The 20,446-nt window shown below is 56.7% G+C and carries 20 protein-coding genes; 12 read left to right on the forward strand and 8 right to left on the reverse strand.

Annotated elements, in window-relative coordinates; translation table 11 throughout:
• Positions 1 to 7 precede the first annotated feature (7 nt).
• The 4 genes from pyrR to JAO79_RS03000 all read left to right on the forward strand — a co-directional run bounded on the left by pyrR (position 8) and on the right by JAO79_RS03000 (position 4,083).
• Complete coding sequence (gene pyrR / locus JAO79_RS02985; RefSeq protein ID WP_199005658.1) at positions 8 to 517, forward strand: bifunctional pyr operon transcriptional regulator/uracil phosphoribosyltransferase PyrR; 510 nt, start codon at positions 8 to 10, stop codon at positions 515 to 517.
• 27 nt (positions 518 to 544) lie between these two features.
• Positions 545 to 1,564 carry an aspartate carbamoyltransferase catalytic subunit gene (locus tag JAO79_RS02990; protein WP_199005659.1) on the forward strand — a complete coding sequence of 340 codons (1,020 nt, stop codon included), beginning with the start codon at positions 545 to 547 and terminating at the stop codon, positions 1,562 to 1,564.
• Complete coding sequence (locus JAO79_RS02995) at positions 1,561 to 2,859, forward strand: dihydroorotase (RefSeq protein WP_199005660.1); 1,299 nt, start codon at positions 1,561 to 1,563, stop codon at positions 2,857 to 2,859. Before JAO79_RS02990 ends, JAO79_RS02995 begins: the two co-directional genes overlap by 4 nt.
• Before the next feature lie 204 nt (positions 2,860 to 3,063).
• Positions 3,064 to 4,083, forward strand: coding sequence for a putative solute-binding protein (locus tag JAO79_RS03000; protein WP_199005661.1), 1,020 nt, complete (start codon positions 3,064 to 3,066; stop codon positions 4,081 to 4,083).
• A 43-nt stretch (positions 4,084 to 4,126) separates the two neighbouring features.
• On the opposite strand, the gene JAO79_RS03005 is transcribed toward JAO79_RS03000, so the two are convergent.
• The gene (locus JAO79_RS03005; protein ID WP_199005662.1) at positions 4,127 to 4,399 is read right to left on the reverse strand and encodes an HU family DNA-binding protein; all 273 of its coding nucleotides are present in this window, start codon (positions 4,397 to 4,399) and stop codon (positions 4,127 to 4,129) included.
• A 156-nt stretch (positions 4,400 to 4,555) separates the two neighbouring features.
• On the opposite strand from JAO79_RS03005, the gene JAO79_RS03010 reads away from it, so the two are divergent.
• Entirely contained in the window at positions 4,556 to 5,608 is a 1,053-nt protein-coding gene (locus tag JAO79_RS03010; protein ID WP_199005663.1) for a hypothetical protein, read from the forward strand.
• A gap of 27 nt (positions 5,609 to 5,635) precedes the next feature.
• Positions 5,636 to 7,702, forward strand: coding sequence for a TRAP transporter large permease subunit (locus tag JAO79_RS03015; protein WP_199005664.1), 2,067 nt, complete (start codon positions 5,636 to 5,638; stop codon positions 7,700 to 7,702).
• Positions 7,703 to 7,767: 65 nt separating this feature from the next.
• On the opposite strand, the gene JAO79_RS03020 is transcribed toward JAO79_RS03015, so the two are convergent.
• The 6 genes from JAO79_RS03020 to mutM all read right to left on the reverse strand — a co-directional run bounded on the left by JAO79_RS03020 (position 7,768) and on the right by mutM (position 13,002).
• Positions 7,768 to 9,303: a phosphoenolpyruvate carboxykinase gene (locus tag JAO79_RS03020; RefSeq protein WP_199005665.1), complete on the reverse strand. Its 1,536-nt coding sequence runs from the start codon at positions 9,301 to 9,303 to the stop codon at positions 7,768 to 7,770.
• 171 nt (positions 9,304 to 9,474) lie between these two features.
• A complete protein-coding gene (hslO, locus tag JAO79_RS03025; RefSeq protein ID WP_199005666.1) occupies positions 9,475 to 10,329 on the reverse strand; it encodes an Hsp33 family molecular chaperone HslO in 855 nt (284 codons plus the stop codon).
• A 98-nt stretch (positions 10,330 to 10,427) separates the two neighbouring features.
• Complete coding sequence (gene hslR, locus JAO79_RS03030; RefSeq protein WP_199005667.1) at positions 10,428 to 10,835, reverse strand: ribosome-associated heat shock protein Hsp15; 408 nt, start codon at positions 10,833 to 10,835, stop codon at positions 10,428 to 10,430.
• A gap of 56 nt (positions 10,836 to 10,891) precedes the next feature.
• Positions 10,892 to 11,578: a GMP/IMP nucleotidase gene (yrfG, locus tag JAO79_RS03035; RefSeq protein ID WP_199005668.1), complete on the reverse strand. Its 687-nt coding sequence runs from the start codon at positions 11,576 to 11,578 to the stop codon at positions 10,892 to 10,894.
• Between the two features lie 86 nt (positions 11,579 to 11,664).
• On the reverse strand, positions 11,665 to 11,997 hold the full coding sequence (locus JAO79_RS03040) for a hypothetical protein (RefSeq protein WP_199005669.1): 333 nt from the start codon (positions 11,995 to 11,997) through the stop codon (positions 11,665 to 11,667).
• 192 nt (positions 11,998 to 12,189) lie between these two features.
• The gene (gene mutM / locus JAO79_RS03045; protein WP_199005670.1) at positions 12,190 to 13,002 is read right to left on the reverse strand and encodes a bifunctional DNA-formamidopyrimidine glycosylase/DNA-(apurinic or apyrimidinic site) lyase; all 813 of its coding nucleotides are present in this window, start codon (positions 13,000 to 13,002) and stop codon (positions 12,190 to 12,192) included.
• Between the two features lie 183 nt (positions 13,003 to 13,185).
• Between mutM and JAO79_RS03050 the strand changes: the two genes are divergently transcribed.
• Positions 13,186 to 14,364: a fatty acid desaturase gene (locus JAO79_RS03050; protein ID WP_199005671.1), complete on the forward strand. Its 1,179-nt coding sequence runs from the start codon at positions 13,186 to 13,188 to the stop codon at positions 14,362 to 14,364.
• An 81-nt stretch (positions 14,365 to 14,445) separates the two neighbouring features.
• Here JAO79_RS03050 and rsmD read toward each other — a convergent pair whose 3' ends face one another.
• A complete protein-coding gene (gene rsmD / locus JAO79_RS03055) occupies positions 14,446 to 15,084 on the reverse strand; it encodes a 16S rRNA (guanine(966)-N(2))-methyltransferase RsmD (protein WP_199005672.1) in 639 nt (212 codons plus the stop codon).
• 157 nt (positions 15,085 to 15,241) lie between these two features.
• On the opposite strand from rsmD, the gene ftsY reads away from it, so the two are divergent.
• From ftsY to JAO79_RS03080, 5 genes are all read left to right on the forward strand, one after another.
• Positions 15,242 to 16,483, forward strand: a complete 1,242-nt coding sequence (gene ftsY, locus JAO79_RS03060; RefSeq protein WP_199005673.1) for a signal recognition particle-docking protein FtsY — start codon at positions 15,242 to 15,244, stop codon at positions 16,481 to 16,483.
• 27 nt (positions 16,484 to 16,510) lie between these two features.
• The gene (ftsE, locus tag JAO79_RS03065) at positions 16,511 to 17,203 is read left to right on the forward strand and encodes a cell division ATP-binding protein FtsE (RefSeq protein ID WP_199005674.1); all 693 of its coding nucleotides are present in this window, start codon (positions 16,511 to 16,513) and stop codon (positions 17,201 to 17,203) included.
• Positions 17,193 to 18,200: a permease-like cell division protein FtsX gene (gene ftsX / locus JAO79_RS03070; protein ID WP_199005675.1), complete on the forward strand. Its 1,008-nt coding sequence runs from the start codon at positions 17,193 to 17,195 to the stop codon at positions 18,198 to 18,200. Before ftsE ends, ftsX begins: the two co-directional genes overlap by 11 nt.
• 206 nt (positions 18,201 to 18,406) lie before the next feature.
• Positions 18,407 to 19,267, forward strand: a complete 861-nt coding sequence (gene rpoH, locus JAO79_RS03075; RefSeq protein WP_199005676.1) for an RNA polymerase sigma factor RpoH — start codon at positions 18,407 to 18,409, stop codon at positions 19,265 to 19,267.
• A gap of 249 nt (positions 19,268 to 19,516) precedes the next feature.
• Complete coding sequence (locus JAO79_RS03080; RefSeq protein WP_199005677.1) at positions 19,517 to 20,428, forward strand: NAD(P)-dependent oxidoreductase; 912 nt, start codon at positions 19,517 to 19,519, stop codon at positions 20,426 to 20,428.
• Positions 20,429 to 20,446 lie beyond the last annotated feature (18 nt).

The following is a 20,446-nucleotide window of genomic DNA, read 5'->3' on the forward strand; positions in this document are numbered from 1 at the left end:
GGCTTTAATGACCGCATTGCTTGATATCAACCAGTTGCTTGATGAGCTGGAAACGGGTTTGCGTGAGGTTCTGGAGCGCCGGGGTATCGACAATCCTGCGCTGATTGGTATTCGTACCGGGGGCGTTTGGATTGCTGACATTCTGAATAAGCGTCTGGGCCTGAAGCAGGACTTCGGTGAGCTGGATATTTCGTTTTATCGTGACGATTTCAGCCGTATTGGTCTGAACCCGACGGTGACGCCCTCCAGTTTGGCGTTTGATACCGAAGGCCGGGACATCATTCTGGTGGACGACGTGATCATGAGTGGTCGTACCATCCGGGCTGCCATGAACGAGATCTTCGATTATGGTCGTCCTGCCAGTATCATACTCGCCACATTGATTGATCTGGGTGCCAGGGAGTTGCCGATCCAGCCGGATGTGGTTGGTAAAGTACTTGAACTGGAAACCTATCAGAGAGTAAAACTGCGCGGCCCCGAGCCGTTGCACATTGAATTTCAGGAAACCGGGCAGTAAAACCTACCCATTGATAACAGGCGAGCCATGACCGCGATTGACCCTTCCCCGAACCATTTGCAACTGACCCGGGGTGGTCAGTTGCGACATTTTCTTACCCTTGATGGCTTGAACCGCGAACTGCTCACCGACATTCTCGATACCGCCGATTCATTCATCGAGGTGGGTGAGCGCAGCATCAAGAAAGTGCCCCTGCTGCGAGGGCGAACTGTCGTCAATCTGTTCTTTGAATCCAGTACCCGCACGCGAAGCACCTTCGAGTTGGCGGCCAAGCGGCTGTCGGCCGACGTACTGAACCTTGATATCTCCACTTCGGCTACCTCCAAAGGCGAATCGCTTTCTGACACCTTGCTGAACCTGGAAGCCATGGCCAGCGATATGTTTGTGGTGCGGCATAGCCAGAGTGGCGCTCCACATTTCATCGCGGAGAACGTCACCCCCGGAGTGGCGATCATCAACGCGGGCGATGGCCGTCACGCACACCCGACGCAAGCCATGCTGGATATGTTGACCATTCGCCAGCATAAGGGCTCGTTTGCGGGCCTGAAGGTGGCCATCGTGGGCGATATTCTGCATTCGCGGGTGGCTCGCTCCCAGATTCGTGCACTGAACGAGCTGGGTGCGGAAGAGGTGCGCGTGATTGCGCCCGGAACTTTGCTGCCCAGAGATGTGGAAGATTTGGGGTGCACGGTGGAATACGACATGGCGCGGGGCATGAAAGATCTTGATGTGGTCATCATGTTGCGACTGCAAAAAGAGCGGATGGAAGGTGCGTTGCTGCCAAGTGAGCGGGAGTTCTACCGCTTGTACGGTTTGAATCAGGATAAGTTGGCGCTTGCTAAACCCGATTGCATTGTGATGCATCCAGGCCCCATCAACCGCGGTGTCGAGATCGAATCGGCGGTAGCCGACGGCCCGCAATCGGTGATTCTGAACCAGGTCACCAACGGCATTGCCATTCGTATGGCGGTGATGTCGATGGCCATGGGTGGGCAGATGGCGGAGCGGCAGCAAAAGCAGATGGAACGAGAGGGGGGCCGCGCATGAACGCAGGTTCGCAGTACGAAAGCCTGAAAATTACTGGCGGTTCGCTGTTCGGTTCAGAGGGCGTCGAGAGCGACAATCCGGGGTTGTTGATAAAAAATGGCAAGATCGTCGCCATGGGCGCCGAGGCGATCAGTGCCAATGCGGATACAACGTTCGATGCCAGCGGTTGCGTAGTGACACCGGGGTTCATCGACCTATGCTGCAATCTCCGCGAACCCGGAAATGGCCAGAAGGGCAACATTGCATCCGAGACGCAGGCGGCTGCTCACGGCGGTTTTACAACAGTGTGTGCCTCTCCGGAGACATCGCCGGTAAACGACTCGAGCGCGGTGACCCATCTCATTCGTGACGGCGCGTCTTCCCGTGGCTCTGTGCGAGTCTTGCCTGTAGGTGCGATTACCCGTGGTTTGGACGGCGAGCTGCTCAGCGATCTGGCGGGCCTGAAAAACGCAGGCTGTGTTGCGGTGAGCAATGGTTCGCGTGGTATTAAAAATGCCCGGATTCTGCGCCGGTGTATGGCCTACGCGCAAACCTTCGGTTTGACCGTTATGTTCAGCCCAGAGAACCAGTCTCTGGCAGCCGATGGCTACGCCCACGATGGTCAGGTAACGACACGCCTCGGTTTGCTGGGGATACCGGAGGTGGCGGAAACAGCCGCTGTCATGGAAATGCTGCTGTTGGCCGAAGAAACCGGTGTGAAGTTGCATCTTAGCCAGCTATCCAGCGGTCGCAGCGTTGAAATGGTGGCCGACGCCCGGCGGCGGGGTGTGCAGGTAACGGCGGATGTCGCCATGCACCAGTTGTGTTTCACCGAAGAGGCGCTGGCGGGTTTTGATAGCCGGTTCCACGTTCGGCCGCCGCTTCGTTCTGAAGCCGACCGGCAAGCTTTGGTGGCGGGGGTTGAGTCAGGCGTGATTGATGCCATCGTCAGTCAGCATCAGCCTCACGATAGCGCGGCCAAGCAAGCACCGTTGCCCGCGACCGAGCCGGGGCTGTCCAGTATCGAGAGTGTACTTTCGCTCGGTTTGGAGCTGGTCAAAAGTGGTGAGCTGAGTCGGGAGCGCCTGCTGACTGCGCTTACCTATGGCCCGGGGCGTATTGTGGGTTTGTCGCCAGAACTGGTGCCGGGTGCCAATGCGGACCTGTGCATCTTCCGTCCCACCGCGAGCTGGCAGCCCAGCGAGCAGAGCCTGGTGTCCACAGGGAAGCATGCGCCGCTTCTTGACCGGGCACTGCCAGGAACGGTCGAGTTGACGCTGGTGGCAGGTCGTCCGGTTTGGGTGGGTAACCACTAGCCACAACGAAGGATTCGACAGAGGCATCACCCCCTCTGTCGAATTCATCACAAATTGCAGCCTGCATTCCCAAAAAGCCTTGCGAACAGTCACCTCAGCCAACGTATCCTAGATCCCTTCGAACTAACATACGCCGTTAAAGCGAATGAGTTACTGGTGCCAAACCAGATCGTGCTTTAGACAATAATAATCAGGAGTCATCCCGTGAAACCCATTCGATTCACTCGCCGTGTTGCCGCGGCGGCCGCGCTCTGCGCCAGCTTCATCACGCCACTGTCTGCGCACGCCCAGACGGACATCATTGAACGCTCTTTCTGTGTTTTTGACCCAGTCGGTGCCAATGGTCCGCTCTTTTCGATCACCAAAGAATTTCAGCCGGTGGCTCTGCAGCGAGGCATCAAGCTTGATTTGCGTGCTTACACCGATGAAAAAGTGGCGGCTGAAGATTTCAAGGCCGGCCAGTGTGATGCGGTCTTGCTAACCGGAACCCGAGCGCGGGAATTCAACAAGTTTACCGGGACCCTTGAAGCCATGGGGGCGATTCCGGGCGAGCAGGAAATGCGTTTGCTGTTCAACACCCTGAGCCAGCCCAAGGCACGCCCGTTCCTGGTTGAAGGCCCCTACGAAGTGGCCGGCGTATTCCCCGGTGGTGCGGTGTATCTGCATGCCCGCGACCGGACTCTGGATACGGTTGAAAAGCTGCAGGGTAAGCGGGTGGCCACCCTGGACTACGACAAGGCGTCGGTGCGCATGGTTCGACACGTGGGCGCGTCGGTTGTCGGCTCTAACTCCGCCAATTTTGCCGGTAAGTTCAACAACGGCAGTGTCGATTTTGCTTATGCGCCTGCGGTGGCATACCAGCCTCTCGAACTCTACAAAGGTATTGGCGATCAGGGCGGGGTGTTCAAATACGCGCTGGGTTACATGAACTTTCAGGTGATTATCAACACCGAGCGCTTTCCGGAAGATGCGGGCCAGATGGTGCGTGACGAGTCCATCAAGCGTATCGACGAGGCTTACCAGATTATTGCCGAGGCGGAAGCCAGCATTCCCGATAACGTTTGGGTGAATCTGCCCCGCGAAGACACGGCCGAATACGACAAAATGCTGCGTCAGGTTCGTATGTCGCTGCTTGAGGACGGTGTTTACGACGAGCGCGCGATCAAACTGATGAAGGCGATACGCTGTCGGGTAGATGGCGCCAGATCGGAGTGTGCGTCCTGAGGTAGAGGGAAGAGACAGCCCGCATCGGCGGGCTATCACCAAATCAATTGACGGCGTCTTTCAGGGCTTTGCCGGGTTTGAAACCGACGGTCTTGCTGGCGGCGATCTGGATGGTTGCACCGGTTTGCGGGTTTCTGCCATTGCGAGCTTCCCGTTTTCGAACCGAAAAGGTTCCAAAACCGATGAGACTGATGTCGTCGCCCCGGGCGGCTGCCGCGGTAATCTGATCGGTCACCGCGTTGATCACCTCGCTGGCTTTTTCCCGGCTTAGCCCGGTCTGGTCGGCGATGGCAGCGGAGAGTTCAGGTTTGCGCATTAGGTACTCCTGTCTTTTGTTTTGGTTTTTGTCTTTGTTTGAGCTGCCAAGCGCAGGCGGGCAGCGTATGCAATCTATAGTGGGTTTGGCACAAATGTGCAAACCCGAGCGTCAGTGGTCTGCGAATACGCATAAGAATAAAAGGATGTAGTTGATATGACAGTTTTCCGGAAAAAGATGGCTTCAGGTGCGCGGTTGCGCGGTTTCGTGGCGGCGGTTGCAGCCAGTGTCGCGTTAAGCGGCTGTGGGGTGGTCAACCACATGGTTTACAAAACCACCGGTGATGTGATGAAAGGATTTTCCCGTAATCACACCGTGCCGTATCTGATGCAATCAGACGACCTGGCGATGGGGTGTGCCATGAGTGAAGCCACCGCACCGTTGTTGATGTCGTTCGGTCGTGTAACCAGTGAGCCGGATCAGATTGCCGTGATGCTGTACCTGTCCGCCGGAGGCTGTGCTGAAGAAAGGGCGACCGGCCACGAGCTGGAAGGCATGGCCAGACTGTATGCCAATGACGGCCTCGGGGCTGAAGATGCCTTTATTCAGAAAAAGCGCGCCTACACGGTCGCAGCCAAGCGGTATTTCCAGGGTTGGAAGCATCACAACGCCCATTACGGTAATCCGGACGGCGGCGAATGCCCGAGCTTTGACGACCAGGCCGACGAGTTTATCTACATGGCTGGGTTGTTGTCGGGTATGCAGGCTCTGAGTGCGCAGATTCAGGCGGCTTCCTCCATTGGCGTGCCGTTCAACACCGGCTCGGTGGTAGGGCGTGCCAGCCAGTGTCTGGACAACAATAAATGGTGGGGCGCGCCAATGGGTCTGAGAGCCACCGTATGGGCCATGATTCCGGGCACTCAGCCGCAGGGTGAAGATGCTTTCGAGCGCTTGGCCGCAGCTCAGGAGCAGGGCAAGCAAGCCGGCGTTCGCCTTGGCCATGTGTTCCACGCCATCGCCGCCACCAACAAGAACGACACTGGGCTTGTGAAGGCTATCATTCGTGATTTCGCCGAGTCAGAGGATACGGTTGAAGTTAGCGAAGACTGGCGTTTTATTGATGCTATGGCCAAAAACATGCTGGTGACCATCTCTGACAGGTTGTGGATGGAAAACACCGGGCACCGGACGCCGATCGGCCGATTCGGCTCGTTCTGGGATGATCAGAGAGCGCCCGTTGAAACCATGGATCTCGACGATCTGCTGTAAATCCGTCCTTTTCCAGAGTGGATTGTCATGATTCAGGGCCGAATGAAACGTAGTGGGCTGGAGTGGTTTTCGTCGCTGCCAGCTTGTCTGCTGTTGCTTGCTGTTGTTCTTTTCTCTACCAGCAGTGATATCCACAACCAGATGCTCCGCGGTGGCGAGCAGCTTTGGAGTGGCTATTACAAGCTGCGGATGGATCCGGTAAAACCGCAATGTGAGGTGGTGCAGGATGTGGATGCGGCTGTGGCCAAGGAGATGGCCGAAGCGCCGCCGGCTGACGACCCCATGGCTGCATTACTCGGGGATTTTGAGAAAGACCCCGCTGAAGTCCGGCTGGCGATAGAGCGTGCTGCCGCGGATTGCCAGGCGGCGCACACCAGTTTCGCAGAGTTGCAGGACAAGCTCACACCGGATGTGAAGGCTTACCGGGCCGTTGAGCTGTTCGTGGCGGACCTGATAGCGTTCGGGCTGGCAGCACAGCGCTATGTTCTGATTATTTTAGTGATGTTGTGTGCGGTTACTGCCACGCTGACCCGTCACCACATCGCCATGCGCGCGATGGAAACTCGACTGGATTATACGGTTTCCATGACCCTGCAAACCATTGCCAACGCGATGCTGCTCGGCTCCAGCGTCATTTTTCGGCAATCTACTCTTACCAGTAGCACCGCACTTTCCAGTGAAGAAATGCTCCTTCACAACTTCTGGATCGCCGGTTTTGCCTGCCTGACCCTCGCCAGTCTGTATCGCCTTGTTCGGGTGCCTGATGGCCTCGAGCCCGGCGGTAGCCCGAGCAAAGCCTTTATGGCCGTGCCGTTGTATACCGTGATGTGTTTGATCTCGGGCACCTATTTTGCCTTGATTGGCCATTCGTCCGGCATTGGTATCTATCTGGGCAAGATGGTCGAGTTGGCAGACATGTTCCTGAATGTCGGTCTGTACGTTTGGGTGGGCATGATGCTCAAACAGACCAGGCTGGCTAAATTGGTGTTTGATGTGTTCCGGCCATGGCGCATGCCACCGGAGATGCTGGCGGTGGTTGCGGTGTTGGTGGCCGCCATTCCGACGGCTTACACCGGCGCTTCCGGTATTTTCGTGATCGCGGCTGGTGCCGTCATCTACAGCGAATTGCGTGCCGCGGGTGCGCGACGTCATCTGGCGTTGGCCGCTACCGCCATGTCAGGTTCGCTGGGGGTGGTGCTACGGCCGTGTTTGCTGGTGGTGGTGATTGCTTATCTGAACCGCGAGGTCACCACTGATGAGCTGTTCGGTTGGGGTATTTGGGTGTTCGTGCTGACTGCCACGTTGTTTGGCGTCGTCGCGACCACCATTAACCGCCAGAGCGAGTTCAATCTCGCGCCCGGTTCAGAAGCTTTGCCTGCCAGCATCCGGGCCCTTCGGCCATTGCTTCCCTATGTGCTGGTGATTGTGTCGGTGGTGTTGCTGTACCGTTTTGCGCTCGATGTGAAAATGGACGAGTTTTCTGCGCCGCGGCTGCTGCCGGTGATCATGTTGTCGATATTGCTGTACGAGCACGTGAGCCGAAAGCGCGAGAGGGCGATGGCGTCCGGCGAAAACGCCCATCAGGGGCTGGAGCCAAGCGTTCGCAATGCCACCAATGACACCACGGCGGAAATCGGCGCCTTGCTGTTGTTGCTGGGGCTGTCGGTGAGTATCGGTGGCGTGATCGAACGCTCCCACATTATGGAAGCCTTTCCCCAGGCCTTTGACAGTGCCTGGTCAGCGATGCTGTTGATGGTGGTCATCCTTGTCATTCTGGGAATGATCATGGACGCCTTTGGCGCGGTGATCCTGGTGACGGCGACGGTCGCAACCATTGCCTACTCCAGCGGTATTCACCCGGTGCACTTCTGGATGGTGACGCTGGTTGCCTTTGAATTGGGGTACCTGAGCCCGCCGGTGGCGCTGAACCATCTGCTGACCCGGCAAGTCGTCGGGGAAGCCGAGGTGCTGGCGGCCCAAGCGGAAGAGGGCACCTTCTATCAGCGTCATGAACGTATCATTATGCCATTGATTGCGATGGGTATTTCGCTGGTGCTGGTGGCGTTTGTACCCTTGCTATTCTACGCCCGTTAAACGCCAACGAGCCACAAAAAAAGCGCCGTGCTTTCGCAGGGCGCTTTTTTTTAACGGGTTGAAACTCAGTTGAGTTTCGGGCCCGCCTCAACAATGGCATCCGCCACGTCGAACTTCTTGAAGTTCTCAACGAACTGACCAATCAGCTCCTGGGCCTTGCCGTCGTAATATTCCGGGCTGGTCCAGGTGTTGCGCGGGTTCAGCAGCTCGCTGTCTACGCCCGGGATGTGCTTGGGCACGTCCAGGTTCAGCGCGTCCAGATGCTCGGTTTCCACGTCGTCCAGATCGCCGTTCTGAATCGCAGCAATAATGGCGCGAGTCGTCGGGATACTGAAGCGCTTACCTTCGCCGAACGGACCGCCGGTCCAGCCAGTGTTGACCAGGAATACCTTGCTACCGAACTCATCGATGCGCTTCATCAGCAGTTCAGCGTAAACACCCGCCGGACGCGGGAAGAACGGTGCGCCGAAGCAGGTCGAGAAGGTGGACTTCAGTTTGGACGAAGAACCCATCTCGGTGGAGCCAACCAGTGCGGTGTAGCCGCTCAGGAAGTGGTAGGCCGCTGCTTCACGGCTCAGGATAGACACCGGAGGCAAAACGCCGGTCATATCGCAGGTCAGGAAGATGATGTGCGACGGCTCACCGGCACGGTTTTCCAGAACGCGCTTCTCAACGTGCTCAAGCGGGTAGGCACAGCGAGAGTTTTCGGTCAGGGAAACGTCGGTGTAATCCGGCTCGCGAGTATCCTGGTCGATCATCACGTTCTCGACGATCGCGCCGAAGCGGATGGCATCCCAGATGATCGGCTCGTTTTTCTGGCTCAAATCGATGCACTTGGCGTAGCATCCGCCTTCGATGTTGAACACAGTACCCGGGCCCCAACCGTGCTCGTCGTCACCGATCAGGAAGCGGTGCGGATCAGCAGATAGGGTGGTTTTACCGGTGCCAGACAGGCCGAAGAACAGGCAGGTGTCGCCGTTTTCGCTGACGTTGGCAGAACAGTGCATTGGCAGTACGTCTTTCTCTGGCAGCAGGAAGTTCTGGACAGAGAACATGGCTTTTTTCATCTCGCCGGCGTAGCGCATGCCTGCCAGCAGAACCTTGCGCTTGGCAAAGTTAATAATCACGCAGCCATCGGAGTTGGTGCCGTCCCGCTCGGGAACGCACTGGAAGTTAGCGGCGTTGAGGATTTGCCATTCCTGCTTGTCGGCCGGGTTGTAGGCTTCCGGGCGAATGAACAGGTTGCGGCCGAACAGGTTCTGCCAGGCCGTTTCGGTGGTCATTTTCACGGCCAGGTAATGCTCAGGGTCTGAGCCTACGTGAACGTTTGAAACGAATTGGTCTTTTTCGGCAATGTAGGCTTCAACGCGATCCCAGAGGGCGTCGAACTTGTCGGCATCAAAGGGGCGGTTAATCGGGCCCCAGTGAATATCGTCAGCCGTGCTGGGCTCCTGAACAATGAAACGGTCCATCGGAGACCGGCCGGTGCGTTCACCGGTGGTGACCACTAGAGAACCGTTCGCTGCCAGTTGGCCTTCGTTCCTTGCCAGTGCTAGCTCGACCAGCCGTGCTGTATTCAGATCAGTATAAGTGTTGCTCACTTCGACCTCGCCCTCGGGATGTCTTAGTGACTGTCCAGCCCGCCTCAGGAAGTTGGCGGAATTCTGAACAATCGGGTCAATTCAGGCGCGCTATTATGCCAGAGACGCCGGTAAAAAACGACTGCTCCGGAGGCCGCGTCTGGCGCGGCTTCCGGATAATTTGGTCGGGTGTCAGTGTAATGTATGACCGGTGAAAAGATGGTCAATATCGTTTCGATCGAAGCGATAGTTCGCGTGGCAGAACTGACAGTCCATCTCGATGCTGCCTTGCTCTTCCAGGATGCTGTAGCACTCTTCTTTGCCTATCGATTCCAGAGCGCCGAGGGTGCGTTCCCGGGAGCAATTGCAGCGAAACGCCACCGGTTCCGGGTCGAACAGGCGCACGGTTTCTTCGTTGAACAAACGGTGCAGCAGGGTTTCGCTGTCCAGTTCGAGCAGCTCTTCCGCCTTAACGGTACTGGCGAGATGGTTTACCCGGCTCCACAGCTCGTCGTCTTCTTCGGTATGCCCGGGCAGGCGCTGAAGCAGCAGCCCCGCCGCCGTACCTTCGTTGGCAAACAGAAACAGGCTGGTGGCCAGCTGCTCGGAGCGCTCGAAATACTCTTCCAGGCAGCCCGAAAGAGTTTCGGCTTCCCGCGGAACCACACCCTGGTAACGCTGGCCCTTGTCTGGCGTGATGGTGATCGCCATGCGACCGCCGCCCAGCATTTCATTGAGGGTGCCGCCGGTCATGGCCTGTTCGTCGAAGCGGGCCAGACCGCGTATGTTGCGGTCGTGGCTGCACTCCGCCATCAGGGTGCGCAGGGCTCCTTCACCAGCGGCTTGCAAGGCAACGGTGCCTTCAAATTTGAGCGTGCTGCTCAACAAAACACTGGCCACCAGTGTTTCGCCAAGTAAGTCGCGGATGGCGTCCGGGTACGGGGCTTGCCCGGTGATCTCGTTGTAGCTGTCGCCCAGCTGCACCCAGGCACCCCGAACCTGGCTGTGCTCAAAGATAAAACGCTGGAACTGGTCTCGGGATGCCATGGTGTCTCCTGAAAATATTGGTCAATTGGTTGTCATCGCCCACGTGGGGCCGAGCATTCTCTAGGCTGATGTCGCGCGTTCGAGTCTGCAGTGGTGGATTACAGATCGTTCTCTTCCCGAAATCGTTGAATTTTCCGGCGATCTTTTTTGCTGGGCCGGCGCGCGGGCGGTAATTGCGCTGCCTGCATGGTTTTCCGTTGCCAGGCCATTTCTTCCCGTTTTTTGGCGCTTTCTTCGGTCTCGTGGTACAGCTTCTGCGCTTCCGGCGCTCCGCGGCGACGGTCGCTGATGCCATCTATGATGACGATTTTTTCCTGCCAGCCCTGCCGAAGGGTGACCTTGGCGCCAGATTCGACGATTTTGCCCGGTTTGGTTCGCTGACTGTTGTAATGGACTTTGCCACCTTCTATGGCTTCTTTCGCCAGAGAGCGGGTTTTATAGAATCGGGCGGCCCACAACCATTTGTCGAGTCGTACCTTTTGATCTTCAGTATTTGTCGCCTTCATATCTCTTTACCTGATGAGCGCTCCGGGCAATCATCTCTCGAATTATAACGGCCTCGTCAGGCCGATGGCAGTGTCCCGCGAGCCTGCAGAGACGGCAAAATTTCATCGAAATGACAAATGCCCGGAATATCAGGGTGATGAGGGTTTGGAGCTTGGGTACTGTCGGGTGACAGAATGGCCAGACACTGGCCAATACCGGCTTCGTGCGCACTCTCCAGCACAGGAAAGCTGTCATCGACCATCAATGTGCGCTCACGTTGATAACCCACTCGCCCGGACAGGTCGTTCCAGAACTCCCGGTCCTCTTTGGGCTTACCCAGTTCGTGGCTGGAGATGATCATATCCACGTGTCGGTCCAGACCGGTTCGCTGGAGTTTCAGGGCCAGAGGGTCGGGGTGGCAGTTGGTAACGATCACTGAATGCAGTCCGGCCTTGCGAAGACTACCGAGAAAGTCTTGAACGTGCGGGCGGTAGCCGATCCGGTCGCCAACTTCCGCTTTCAGCCGGGTAATGTCTACGGATAGCCGCTCGCTCCAATAGTCGGTGCAGTACCAGTTCAGTGTGCCGCGCTCAGCCATGATCATGCGGAACAGCTGGTCTTTGGTTTCCTGTGGGTGCAGATCGAACTGCTCGGCATAGCGTTTGGGCAGGTGTTCCAGCCAAAAGTGGGAGTCGAAATGCAGATCCAGCAGTGTTCCGTCCATGTCCAGAAACACGGTGTCGAGTGATGACCAATCAACCATAAAAAAGCAGCCTGAAGAATTCTGCTTCAGGCTGCCTTAGAATCCGGCCACTGGCAAGCCGGAATTATACGGAGAGAACGGCGTGCTCAGTCGTCAGATTGCGAGACTGCGTCTTGCTTGCGGCCGCTGCGGGTGCAGCCCAGACAGCGTACAAACGTCGCCTTGGCAGGGCCCACGACCAGCACCTCACCGGCCTCACCAGCGTTGCCACCCAGAGCCGAAAACGGCAAAGACACCAGATAAACCGCAGTGCCGACAATGGTGGTGGCCAGCAGTGCCGGGCGCAAAAGCACCGCGTCGGTCGTCATCGCGAGGGCTGAAGGGCTTTCATCGATTGCACGGGCGTGGCCCATGGATGAAAACGCGAGAAGGCAGGCGGCGACAGTGGCTACCAGTGTGCGGGAAAACTTGCGAATCATGGCTAATCTCTCCTGAACGAATCGCCCGGCATAACCGGAACTTCTAGCCCGAAAACGTTGTGCGCATTTCAGTGATGTAAGCGATAAGTATAGCGCACGGTCATGAAATCTCTGTTAACTATGAATCATATTGCCGCAATTTCAAACGCTTTCTGGTCAAAAAGCGGGCTTATTTACCCATGCCGCACACGGTTAGCGCTGACACCGGGGGCAGTAGACGGTTGAGCGGTTGTTCATGCGGATTTCTTTCAGGGTGGCCTGGCATTCCGGGCAGGCTTCCCCCGCACGGCCGTAAACCAGCAAAGACTGGGCAAAGTACCCCGGTTTGCCATCGCTGTTGACGAAATCCCGAAGCGTGGTGCCGCCCATCAGTATGGCGGCACTGAGCGTTTCCTTTATGGCTTCCGCCAGTTTGTGATAGCGGTCCAGACTGATACGGCCGGCTTTCCGTTTAGGGTGAATGCCCGCTTTATAGAGGGCTTCGTTAGCATAGATGTTGCCCACGCCGACCACGACATGGTTGTCCATGATAAACGACTTCACCGGTGTTTGTTTGCCACGTGAGAGCCTGAACAGCGCGGCTCCATTGAAGTCCTGCGACAAGGGTTCGGGACCAAGATCCCGGATCAAAGGGTGGCTGCGATAATCTTCACTCCAAAGCCAGCAGCCAAATCGACGGGGGTCGTTAAAACGAAGAATCCGACCGTTGCCAAGAAAAAGCTCGACGTGATCGTGTTTCATCGCGGGACTGTTGTCTGTAATGACCCGCAAGCTTCCCGACATGCCCAGATGAATGATGACCGAGCCTGCATCAAGGTGAAGAAACAGGTATTTAGCGCGTCGATCGACTGCACGGATGGTTTGATTCTGCAGCACGGCGGGCAGGTTGTCCGGAACCGGCCAACGGAGTTTTCCGTTATGAACAAGAACCTGGTTTATGGTTTGGCTTTCGCAGTGGGGCGCAATGCCTTGCCGTGTGGTTTCAACTTCAGGTAATTCGGGCACTGAGCCTCCGCCGTTTGCCGTTCGCGAAACGAATAAGTGTAAACGGTAACAAAAAGTCCACCAAATATGGTTGTTCTGGCGTACAGCTGTACGCTAAAGTGTGGGTCGAATAATTCCCTTCGAATGCCCGCAGTAGTGCTCTCGTGCCGTAGGTCGAAGTAGATTGATTTTTGAGGAAATTTTATGTGGTTTAATGGTCTTTTAGACCTTTCTGTCTGGCAGTTGATTGCGGCTGCTCTGGTGATGACTCACATCACAATCGTCAGTGTAACGCTGTATCTGCATCGGCATTCGGCTCATAACGCTCTGGATTTGCATCCGGTTCTGAAACACTTTTTCCGCTTCTGGTTGTGGCTCACCACCGCTCAGAACACCAAAGAATGGACGGCCATTCATCGCAAACACCACGCCAAGTGTGAAACCGAAGAAGACCCCCATAGTCCGGTTGTTCTCGGTGTTCGTAAGGTGCTGTTTGAGGGCGCAGAGCTGTACGCGGCGTCTGCAACGCCCGAGATTCTGCAGCGGTATGGCCAACGTACGCCGGAAGACTGGATTGAGCGCAAGGTGTATACCCCGCACAAATTTTTGGGCATCACGCTGATGGCGGTGATCAATCTGGCGCTGTTTGGTGTCAACGGTATCTGGATCTGGGCGTTGCAGATGATGTGGATCCCGATTTGGGCCGCAGGTGTGGTGAATGGTCTGGGTCATTATCTGGGTTATCGTAACTACGAATGTGCCGATAATGCCCATAACCTTTCACCGATCGGTATTTTGATCGGCGGTGAAGAGCTGCATAACAATCACCACACCTACCCGAATTCGGCGAAGCTGTCTCGCCGTTGGTTCGAAGTGGATATTGGTTGGGGCTACATTCGTCTGTTCCAGCTGTTTGGTCTGGCCAAGCCGAAAGGTTATCGCCCGATTGCGCACCGAGTGCCCGGCAAGCTGGACATGGATGTAGAAACTGTACAGGCCATTGCCAATAACCGTTTCGACATCATGCGCCAGTACCGAAAGCGGGTCATGAAGCCGGTGTTGCGTCAGCAGCGGTCATTGATGGACGAGGAAATTCGTCCGATGTACCGCAAACTGAAACGCTTGTTGCACCGGGAAGAAGCGCTCATCAAACCGCGTGAAAAGGCGCACCTGGAGACAGTTCTGGAGCGCAATGACATTCTGCGTCAGATCTATGAAAAGCATCAGGAGCTGCAACTGCTTTGGCGTCAGCGTGGCCTGAAGCCTCAGGAAAAGCTGCAGGCCTTGATGGAATGGTGCAAGGATGCCGAAGCCAGTGGCATTCGGTACCTGGAAGAATTTTCAGCGCACCTGCGAGCCTATTCGCTGCGCCCGGTGAGCTGATTAGCCGCTGCATTTAAAAAGCCCGAGTGACCTAGTCATTCGGGCTTTTTTCGTTGAACACCGACGGGTTGTTAGCCAGTTTTATTCCGGAACCGTCTCGGTGGTTACCTGGTACAGGCTATAGGTGACCTGTCCCGCAGTTTTCTGGCGGTGCAATTCCCAGCTTTTCGGGGTTGGCGGGGTGCGCAGCTCACTTTCGTGCTCTACGTACACCCAGCCTCCGGGCTTTAACCATTGCTCCGAATCCAGCAGCGGGAACAGTTTGTCGAGCCAGCCCTGGCGGAACGGCGGGTCCATAAACACGATGTCGAACGGGGGTTGCTGGCGATGTCGCAGAAACTGCTCAACGTCCTGGCAGATCACCGCGCCTTTGTCCGATTTTAAAAGTCGAAGGTTGTCCCGCAGAGATTTTGCCAGTGCAGGGGTATGGTCCACCAGTGTCGCTTGCTCGGCGCCGCGAGACAGAGCTTCGAGGCCCAGCGCACCGGAACCGGCAAACAGGTCCAGGCAGTCGCTTCCGGCCACGTGGTAATTCAGCCAGTTGAACAGGGTTTCCCGAATGCGGGCCGGGCTCGGGCGCACGCCGCCCACACCCGGGAAACGCAGCTTGCGGCTGCGCCAGTCGCCGCCGATGATTCTCAGCTCGCCATTGCCGCCTTGGTCAGCGCTTTTGGGTGCGCCAGAACCTGGTTTTCGGGGGGCTGGTTTGCGTTTCGCCATGATCTGCTCCGCGAACTGGAAGACGTGTGAATTGGCCGGTAATAGTACCGGAAAGCCGGAACCAAGCGATAATGCTGCGCCCCATCACTTAGCGCCGGCAGTCTGCTAGAATGTGCGCTTTCTTTCGCGCGCCCATTTTCAGACAGATGGTAAGACTATGACGGCAGAGTGGATTTCAATTGGCCTGTTGGCCCTTCTTGTTCTTTTCTTCGTGCTGGATGTTGCCGGCAATCGTAAGCGGATTCCGCGCCCGAAGCCGGTCCCGCAGCGCAAGCCAGAGATCGCCAAAGGTCCGGCACCCCTATCCGAAGCAGAGGAAAAGCCAGCTGAACCGGCCGCAGACATTGCCCCGGAAGCGCCGGCAGAAGAGCCTGCGGTTGTGGAGCCTGATGTCGCTCCGGCGCCGGAAGTAAAATCTCAGCCAGAGCCAGAGCCAGAGCCAGAGCCAGAGCCAGAGCCAGAGCCAGAGCCAGAGCCAGAGATCAGTGTCTTTGAGCGCATCAAGAAAGGTCTTGGGAAAACGCGCGCCAGCCTGACCGGCGGCCTTGCTGATCTGTTCTCCGTCGGTAAGAAAATTGACGAGGACTTACTGGAAGAAATCGAAACGTCCTTGTTGATGGCGGATGTGGGTGTCACGGCCACATCGGAAATCATCGAATCATTGACGGAAAAACTGGAGCGCAATCAGCTCAAAGACGGCGAAGCTCTGCGTAAAGCGCTTCGGGAAGAGTTGCACGGATTGCTGAAAGATGTCACCAAACCACTGGAAATTGACTCCGGTAAAACGCCTTATGTCATTCTGGTGGTGGGTGTTAATGGTGTGGGCAAAACCACCACCATTGGCAAGCTGACCCGCAAGTTCCAGAGCGAAGGCAAGTCTGTCATGTTGGCCGCCGGCGATACCTTCCGGGCGGCTGCGGTGGAGCAATTGCAAGTTTGGGGTGAGCGTAACGACGTGCCGGTGATCGCCCAGCATACCGGAGCCGACAGCGCGTCGGTGATCTTCGATGCCATCGAATCGGCAAAAGCCCGCGGTACAGACATTCTGATTGCCGATACGGCGGGGCGCCTGCAGAACAAAGACAACCTGATGAACGAGCTGAGCAAGGTTGTTCGGGTCATGAAAAAACTGGATGAGTCAGCGCCTCACGAAGTGATGTTGGTGCTCGATGCCGGTACTGGCCAGAACGCCTTGAGCCAGGCCCAGGTGTTCCAGCAGGCGGTTGGTGTCTCCGGCATTACATTGACGAAACTGGACGGCACTGCGAAAGGCGGTATCGTATTTGCCATCGCACGTCAGCTGCAGCTGCCCATTCGTTACATCGGTGTGGGTGAGCAGGCGGAAGATTTGCGCACGTTCGATGCAGAAACCTTCGTCGGCGCACTGTTTGACGACTGATACCCAGGCCCGGGAGCCTAAGCCCAGATGATTGAGTTTCGTCAGGTAACCAAGCGCTACGACTCCGATCACACTGCTCTGCGCCAGGTGAACTTTCATCTGGGGCGGGGTGAGCTGGCGTTTCTTACCGGCCATTCCGGTGCGGGTAAGAGTACCTTGCTGAAGCTGATTATGGTGATGGAGCGGCCGACCGCCGGTGAGGTGGTGGTAGGCGGTCAGCGCCTGAACAGCCTGCCGAAACGACAGATCCCTTACATTCGCCGCCACATCGGTGTGGTTTTTCAGAATCACCAGCTGTTGTTCGACCGCACCGTGTTCGACAACGTGGCGATGCCTCTTGAGGTCATGGGCGTGGCGCCCAGAGATATCGGTCGTCGGGTGAGGGCGGCCCTGGATAAGGTGGGGCTGCTGAGTAAAGAAAAGATGAATCCTATGCAGCTTTCTGGTGGTGAGCAGCAGCGAGTCGGTATTGCCCGGGCTGTTGTTAACAAACCACCGGTTCTGCTGGCGGATGAGCCTACCGGTAACCTGGACCCGCAATTGTCGGCGGACATCATGCAGTTGTTTACCGAATTCAGTCAGGTGGGTGTCACCGTGTTGATTGCCACGCACGACATTGCCTTGATCAATCAAATGGGCCGTCGCCGACTGACGCTGGACCACGGTGAGCTGATCGCAGGCGGCAGCGCTCCGGTTGGAGGAGGTGTGCATGGCCGTTGATCCGCAGCAAAAACCGGACAACCCCCGTGGTGCCGCCGCCCGTTCGAAATCTCCGATTAATAACCAGGCCAGAAGTTATCTGGATCATCATCGCAAGGTAGCGAGGGCATCGGCCCAGCGTTTGCTGAAAACGCCGGTTGCCAGTTTGATGACATGGACCGTGATGGGAGTGGCACTGGCTTTGCCGGTTGCCTTGCTGTTGTTGCTCACCAGTTTGCAGAGTGTGAGTGCCGGTTGGGAAAGCAGTGCACGGATCACGGCGTATTTGAGTTTGGATACCTCCGTAGAGCAGGCGCGCGAGCTGGCTCGGGACATCGACAGTGACGGCCGGATAGGGTCGGTCGAGCTGGTGGAGCGGGATCAGGCGTTGGCCGAATTTCGGGCGGCCTCTGGTTTGGGTGATGCGCTGGATTTTCTCGGTGATAACCCGTTGCCCCATACTTTGCTGATTACGCCCGAGGAAAGCGCGCGCACAGCGGCGAGTGTTCAGGCACTGGTGGATTTTATTGAAGGTATGGGACGGGTCGATCAGGTGCAGGTTGATCTGGGTTGGTTGCAGCGTTTGAATGCGATGACCGATATTCTGGCGCGAGCCGTGTGGGCTTTGTCGCTATTGTTGGGTGCGGCAGTGATCCTGGTGATCGGTAACACCGTACGTTTGGCAATCGAGAATCGCCGCGATGAGATTTTGGTGGCGAAACTGGTCGGCGGCACCGACGCATTCGTGCGCAGGCCGTTTCTGTATACGGGCGCCTGGTTTGGCGTAGGCGGCGGTCTGGTTGCCTGGCTATTGATTCAGGCTTCGCTGTGGTGGCTAAATGGACCTGTCGAACGCTTGGCCGGGTTATATCGCAGCGAGTTCGCTTTGCAAGGGCTGGGCTTCGAGGGCGCGGCAGCATTGATTATCATCGCAATGCTGTTAGGCTGGTTGGGCGCCTGGGTGGCCGTGAAGCGTCATCTCGACGACATAGAGCCGGGCGAGATTGCTGGTGGGTGACGCGGATCACGGGAATACCGTATTGAATTTAGAGCTTGATCTGGCGTAGTTTGGAGTGATTAGGGTAGCGTTTCAGACAGGCAAGGTGAGTTTTCCAGGTTGTTGATAATGAACGTTTTACTGGGATTCTCGGGAACTTATTGAGATCTTGGCGGTCTTGCAGTTTGTTGTTATATTTTAGGTCCGTCAGGTTCGGAGGTTAATGCATGGGTACGAGTTTACAGCTGGCTGACAGACTGGTTCCGGGCGCGAATCTAGAATCCTATATTCAGGCGGCAAGTCGCATACCTGTTCTTACCGTAGAGGAAGAGCGGGATTTGGCGGAACGGCTGCATTACGAGGGTGATGTAGAAGCGGCCCGTCAATTGGTGCTTTCGCACCTTCGGTTCGTGGTTCATATTGCTCGCAGTTATTCGGGCTACGGTCTGGCTCAGGCGGATTTGATTCAGGAAGGCAACGTCGGCTTGATGAAAGCCGTTAAGCGCTTTAATCCGGAATACGGTGTGCGCTTGGTGTCGTTTGCCGTGCACTGGATCAAGGCTGAGATTCACGAGTTCATTTTGCGTAACTGGCGCATTGTGAAAGTGGCGACCACCAAGGCACAACGTAAGCTGTTCTTTAATCTGCGCAGCCAGAAGAAGAAGCTGGCGTGGTTGAATCACGATGAGCTGAACGCGGTGGCTGCAGATTTGGGTGTGGAGCCCAAAGTGGTTCGCGAGATGGAAGGCCGTTTGGCTTCTCGTGATGCGTCGTTTGATGGTCCGATGGACGATGATGACGATGCGGTTTATCAGGCACCGGCGCATTATCTTGAAGATCGTCGTTCTGATCCGGCGGTGCAGCTTGAGAATTCGAATTGGTCGGAAGACTCCAATGGTCGTCTGATGCATGCCTTGAGTGCGTTGGATGAGCGCAGCCAGGATATTCTGCGCGAGCGCTGGTTGACGGATAGTAAGTCGACGTTGCACGAATTGGCGGATAAGTATGGTGTCTCCGCTGAGCGTATTCGCCAGTTGGAAAAGAATGCCATGAAGAAGATTAAGGCTCAGATGACGGAAGTGGCTTAGTCGCCCTTTTGCTTTGAGTGTTTGATGAAAGCGCCACCACCGTTTCGCGGTTGGTGGCGTTTTTGTTTGTATAATCCTGATACCTATATTAATTCACGCCTCCGGGGTGAAGGGGTTGGGGCCGCCTTTCCAAAAACCGCTCCTGCGGCACATCCATGTGGCGCTTCTGCTCCGCCATCCATGGCTGCGCACATTTTTGGAAAGGCGGCCCCAACCCCTTCCTCGGACCTTTGAGTGGGATTCCATAAAATGACTACAACACTTCCGCGTATCGCTTTTCTTGGCATTGGTCTGATGGGCGCGCCTATGACCCGAAACCTGCTGAACGCGGGTTATCCAATGACGTTGTGGAACCGCACACAGAGTAAGTGCGAGCCGTTTGCTGGCGAAGCTACGATCGCCAAGTCACCCGCTGAAGCGGTTGCCGATGCGGATGTGGTTATCACCATGCTTGAGAACGGGCAGGTGGTGGATGATGTGTTGGTGTCGCAAGGCGCGATTACGGCGTTGAAGCCGGGTGCGCTGTTGATTGATATGAGTTCGGTGCAGCCGTCGGTGGCGCGTGCCCATGGGGCACTGGCGGCGGAGCAGGGTGCGGGGTATTTGGATGCGCCGGTGTCGGGCGGCACGGTGGGAGCGGCTGAGGCTCGGTTGAGCATTATGGCGGGCGGTGCCGAGGCGGATGTGGCTCGGGCTCTGCCGGTGTTTGAGGTGCTGGGAAAGTGCACTCGCATTGGGCCGGTGGGGGCCGGGCAATTGGCTAAGCTGGCGAATCAGGCGATTGTCGGGATTACCATTGGTGCGGTGTCTGAGGCTTTGCTGTTGGCGGCCAAGGGTGGTGCGGATCCGGCAGCGGTGCGTGAGGCGTTGATGGGTGGGTTTGCCGGGAGCCGGATTCTGGAGTTGCATGGTCAACGGATGATTGATCGGGATTTTGCGCCGGGTGCGCCGGCGCGGATTCAGTTGAAGGACTTGCGGATGATTCTGGATGAGGCTCGTGCCGAAGGGCTGACGTTGCCGCTGTCGCAGCAGGTGCATAATGAGTATCTGTCGCTGGTGGCGAACGGTCAAAGCGAGGTGGACCACAGTGGGCTTTTGCTTGAGTTGGAGCATGTGAACGGTACGTTGATGGGTTCTCTGGGCCGTGGGCCCAAGGAATAAGATTCAGTTTCAGGAGAT

It is taken from the genome of Marinobacter litoralis (assembly GCF_016427555.1).
GTDB classification, from domain to species: Bacteria; Pseudomonadota; Gammaproteobacteria; order Pseudomonadales; family Oleiphilaceae; genus Marinobacter; species Marinobacter litoralis_A.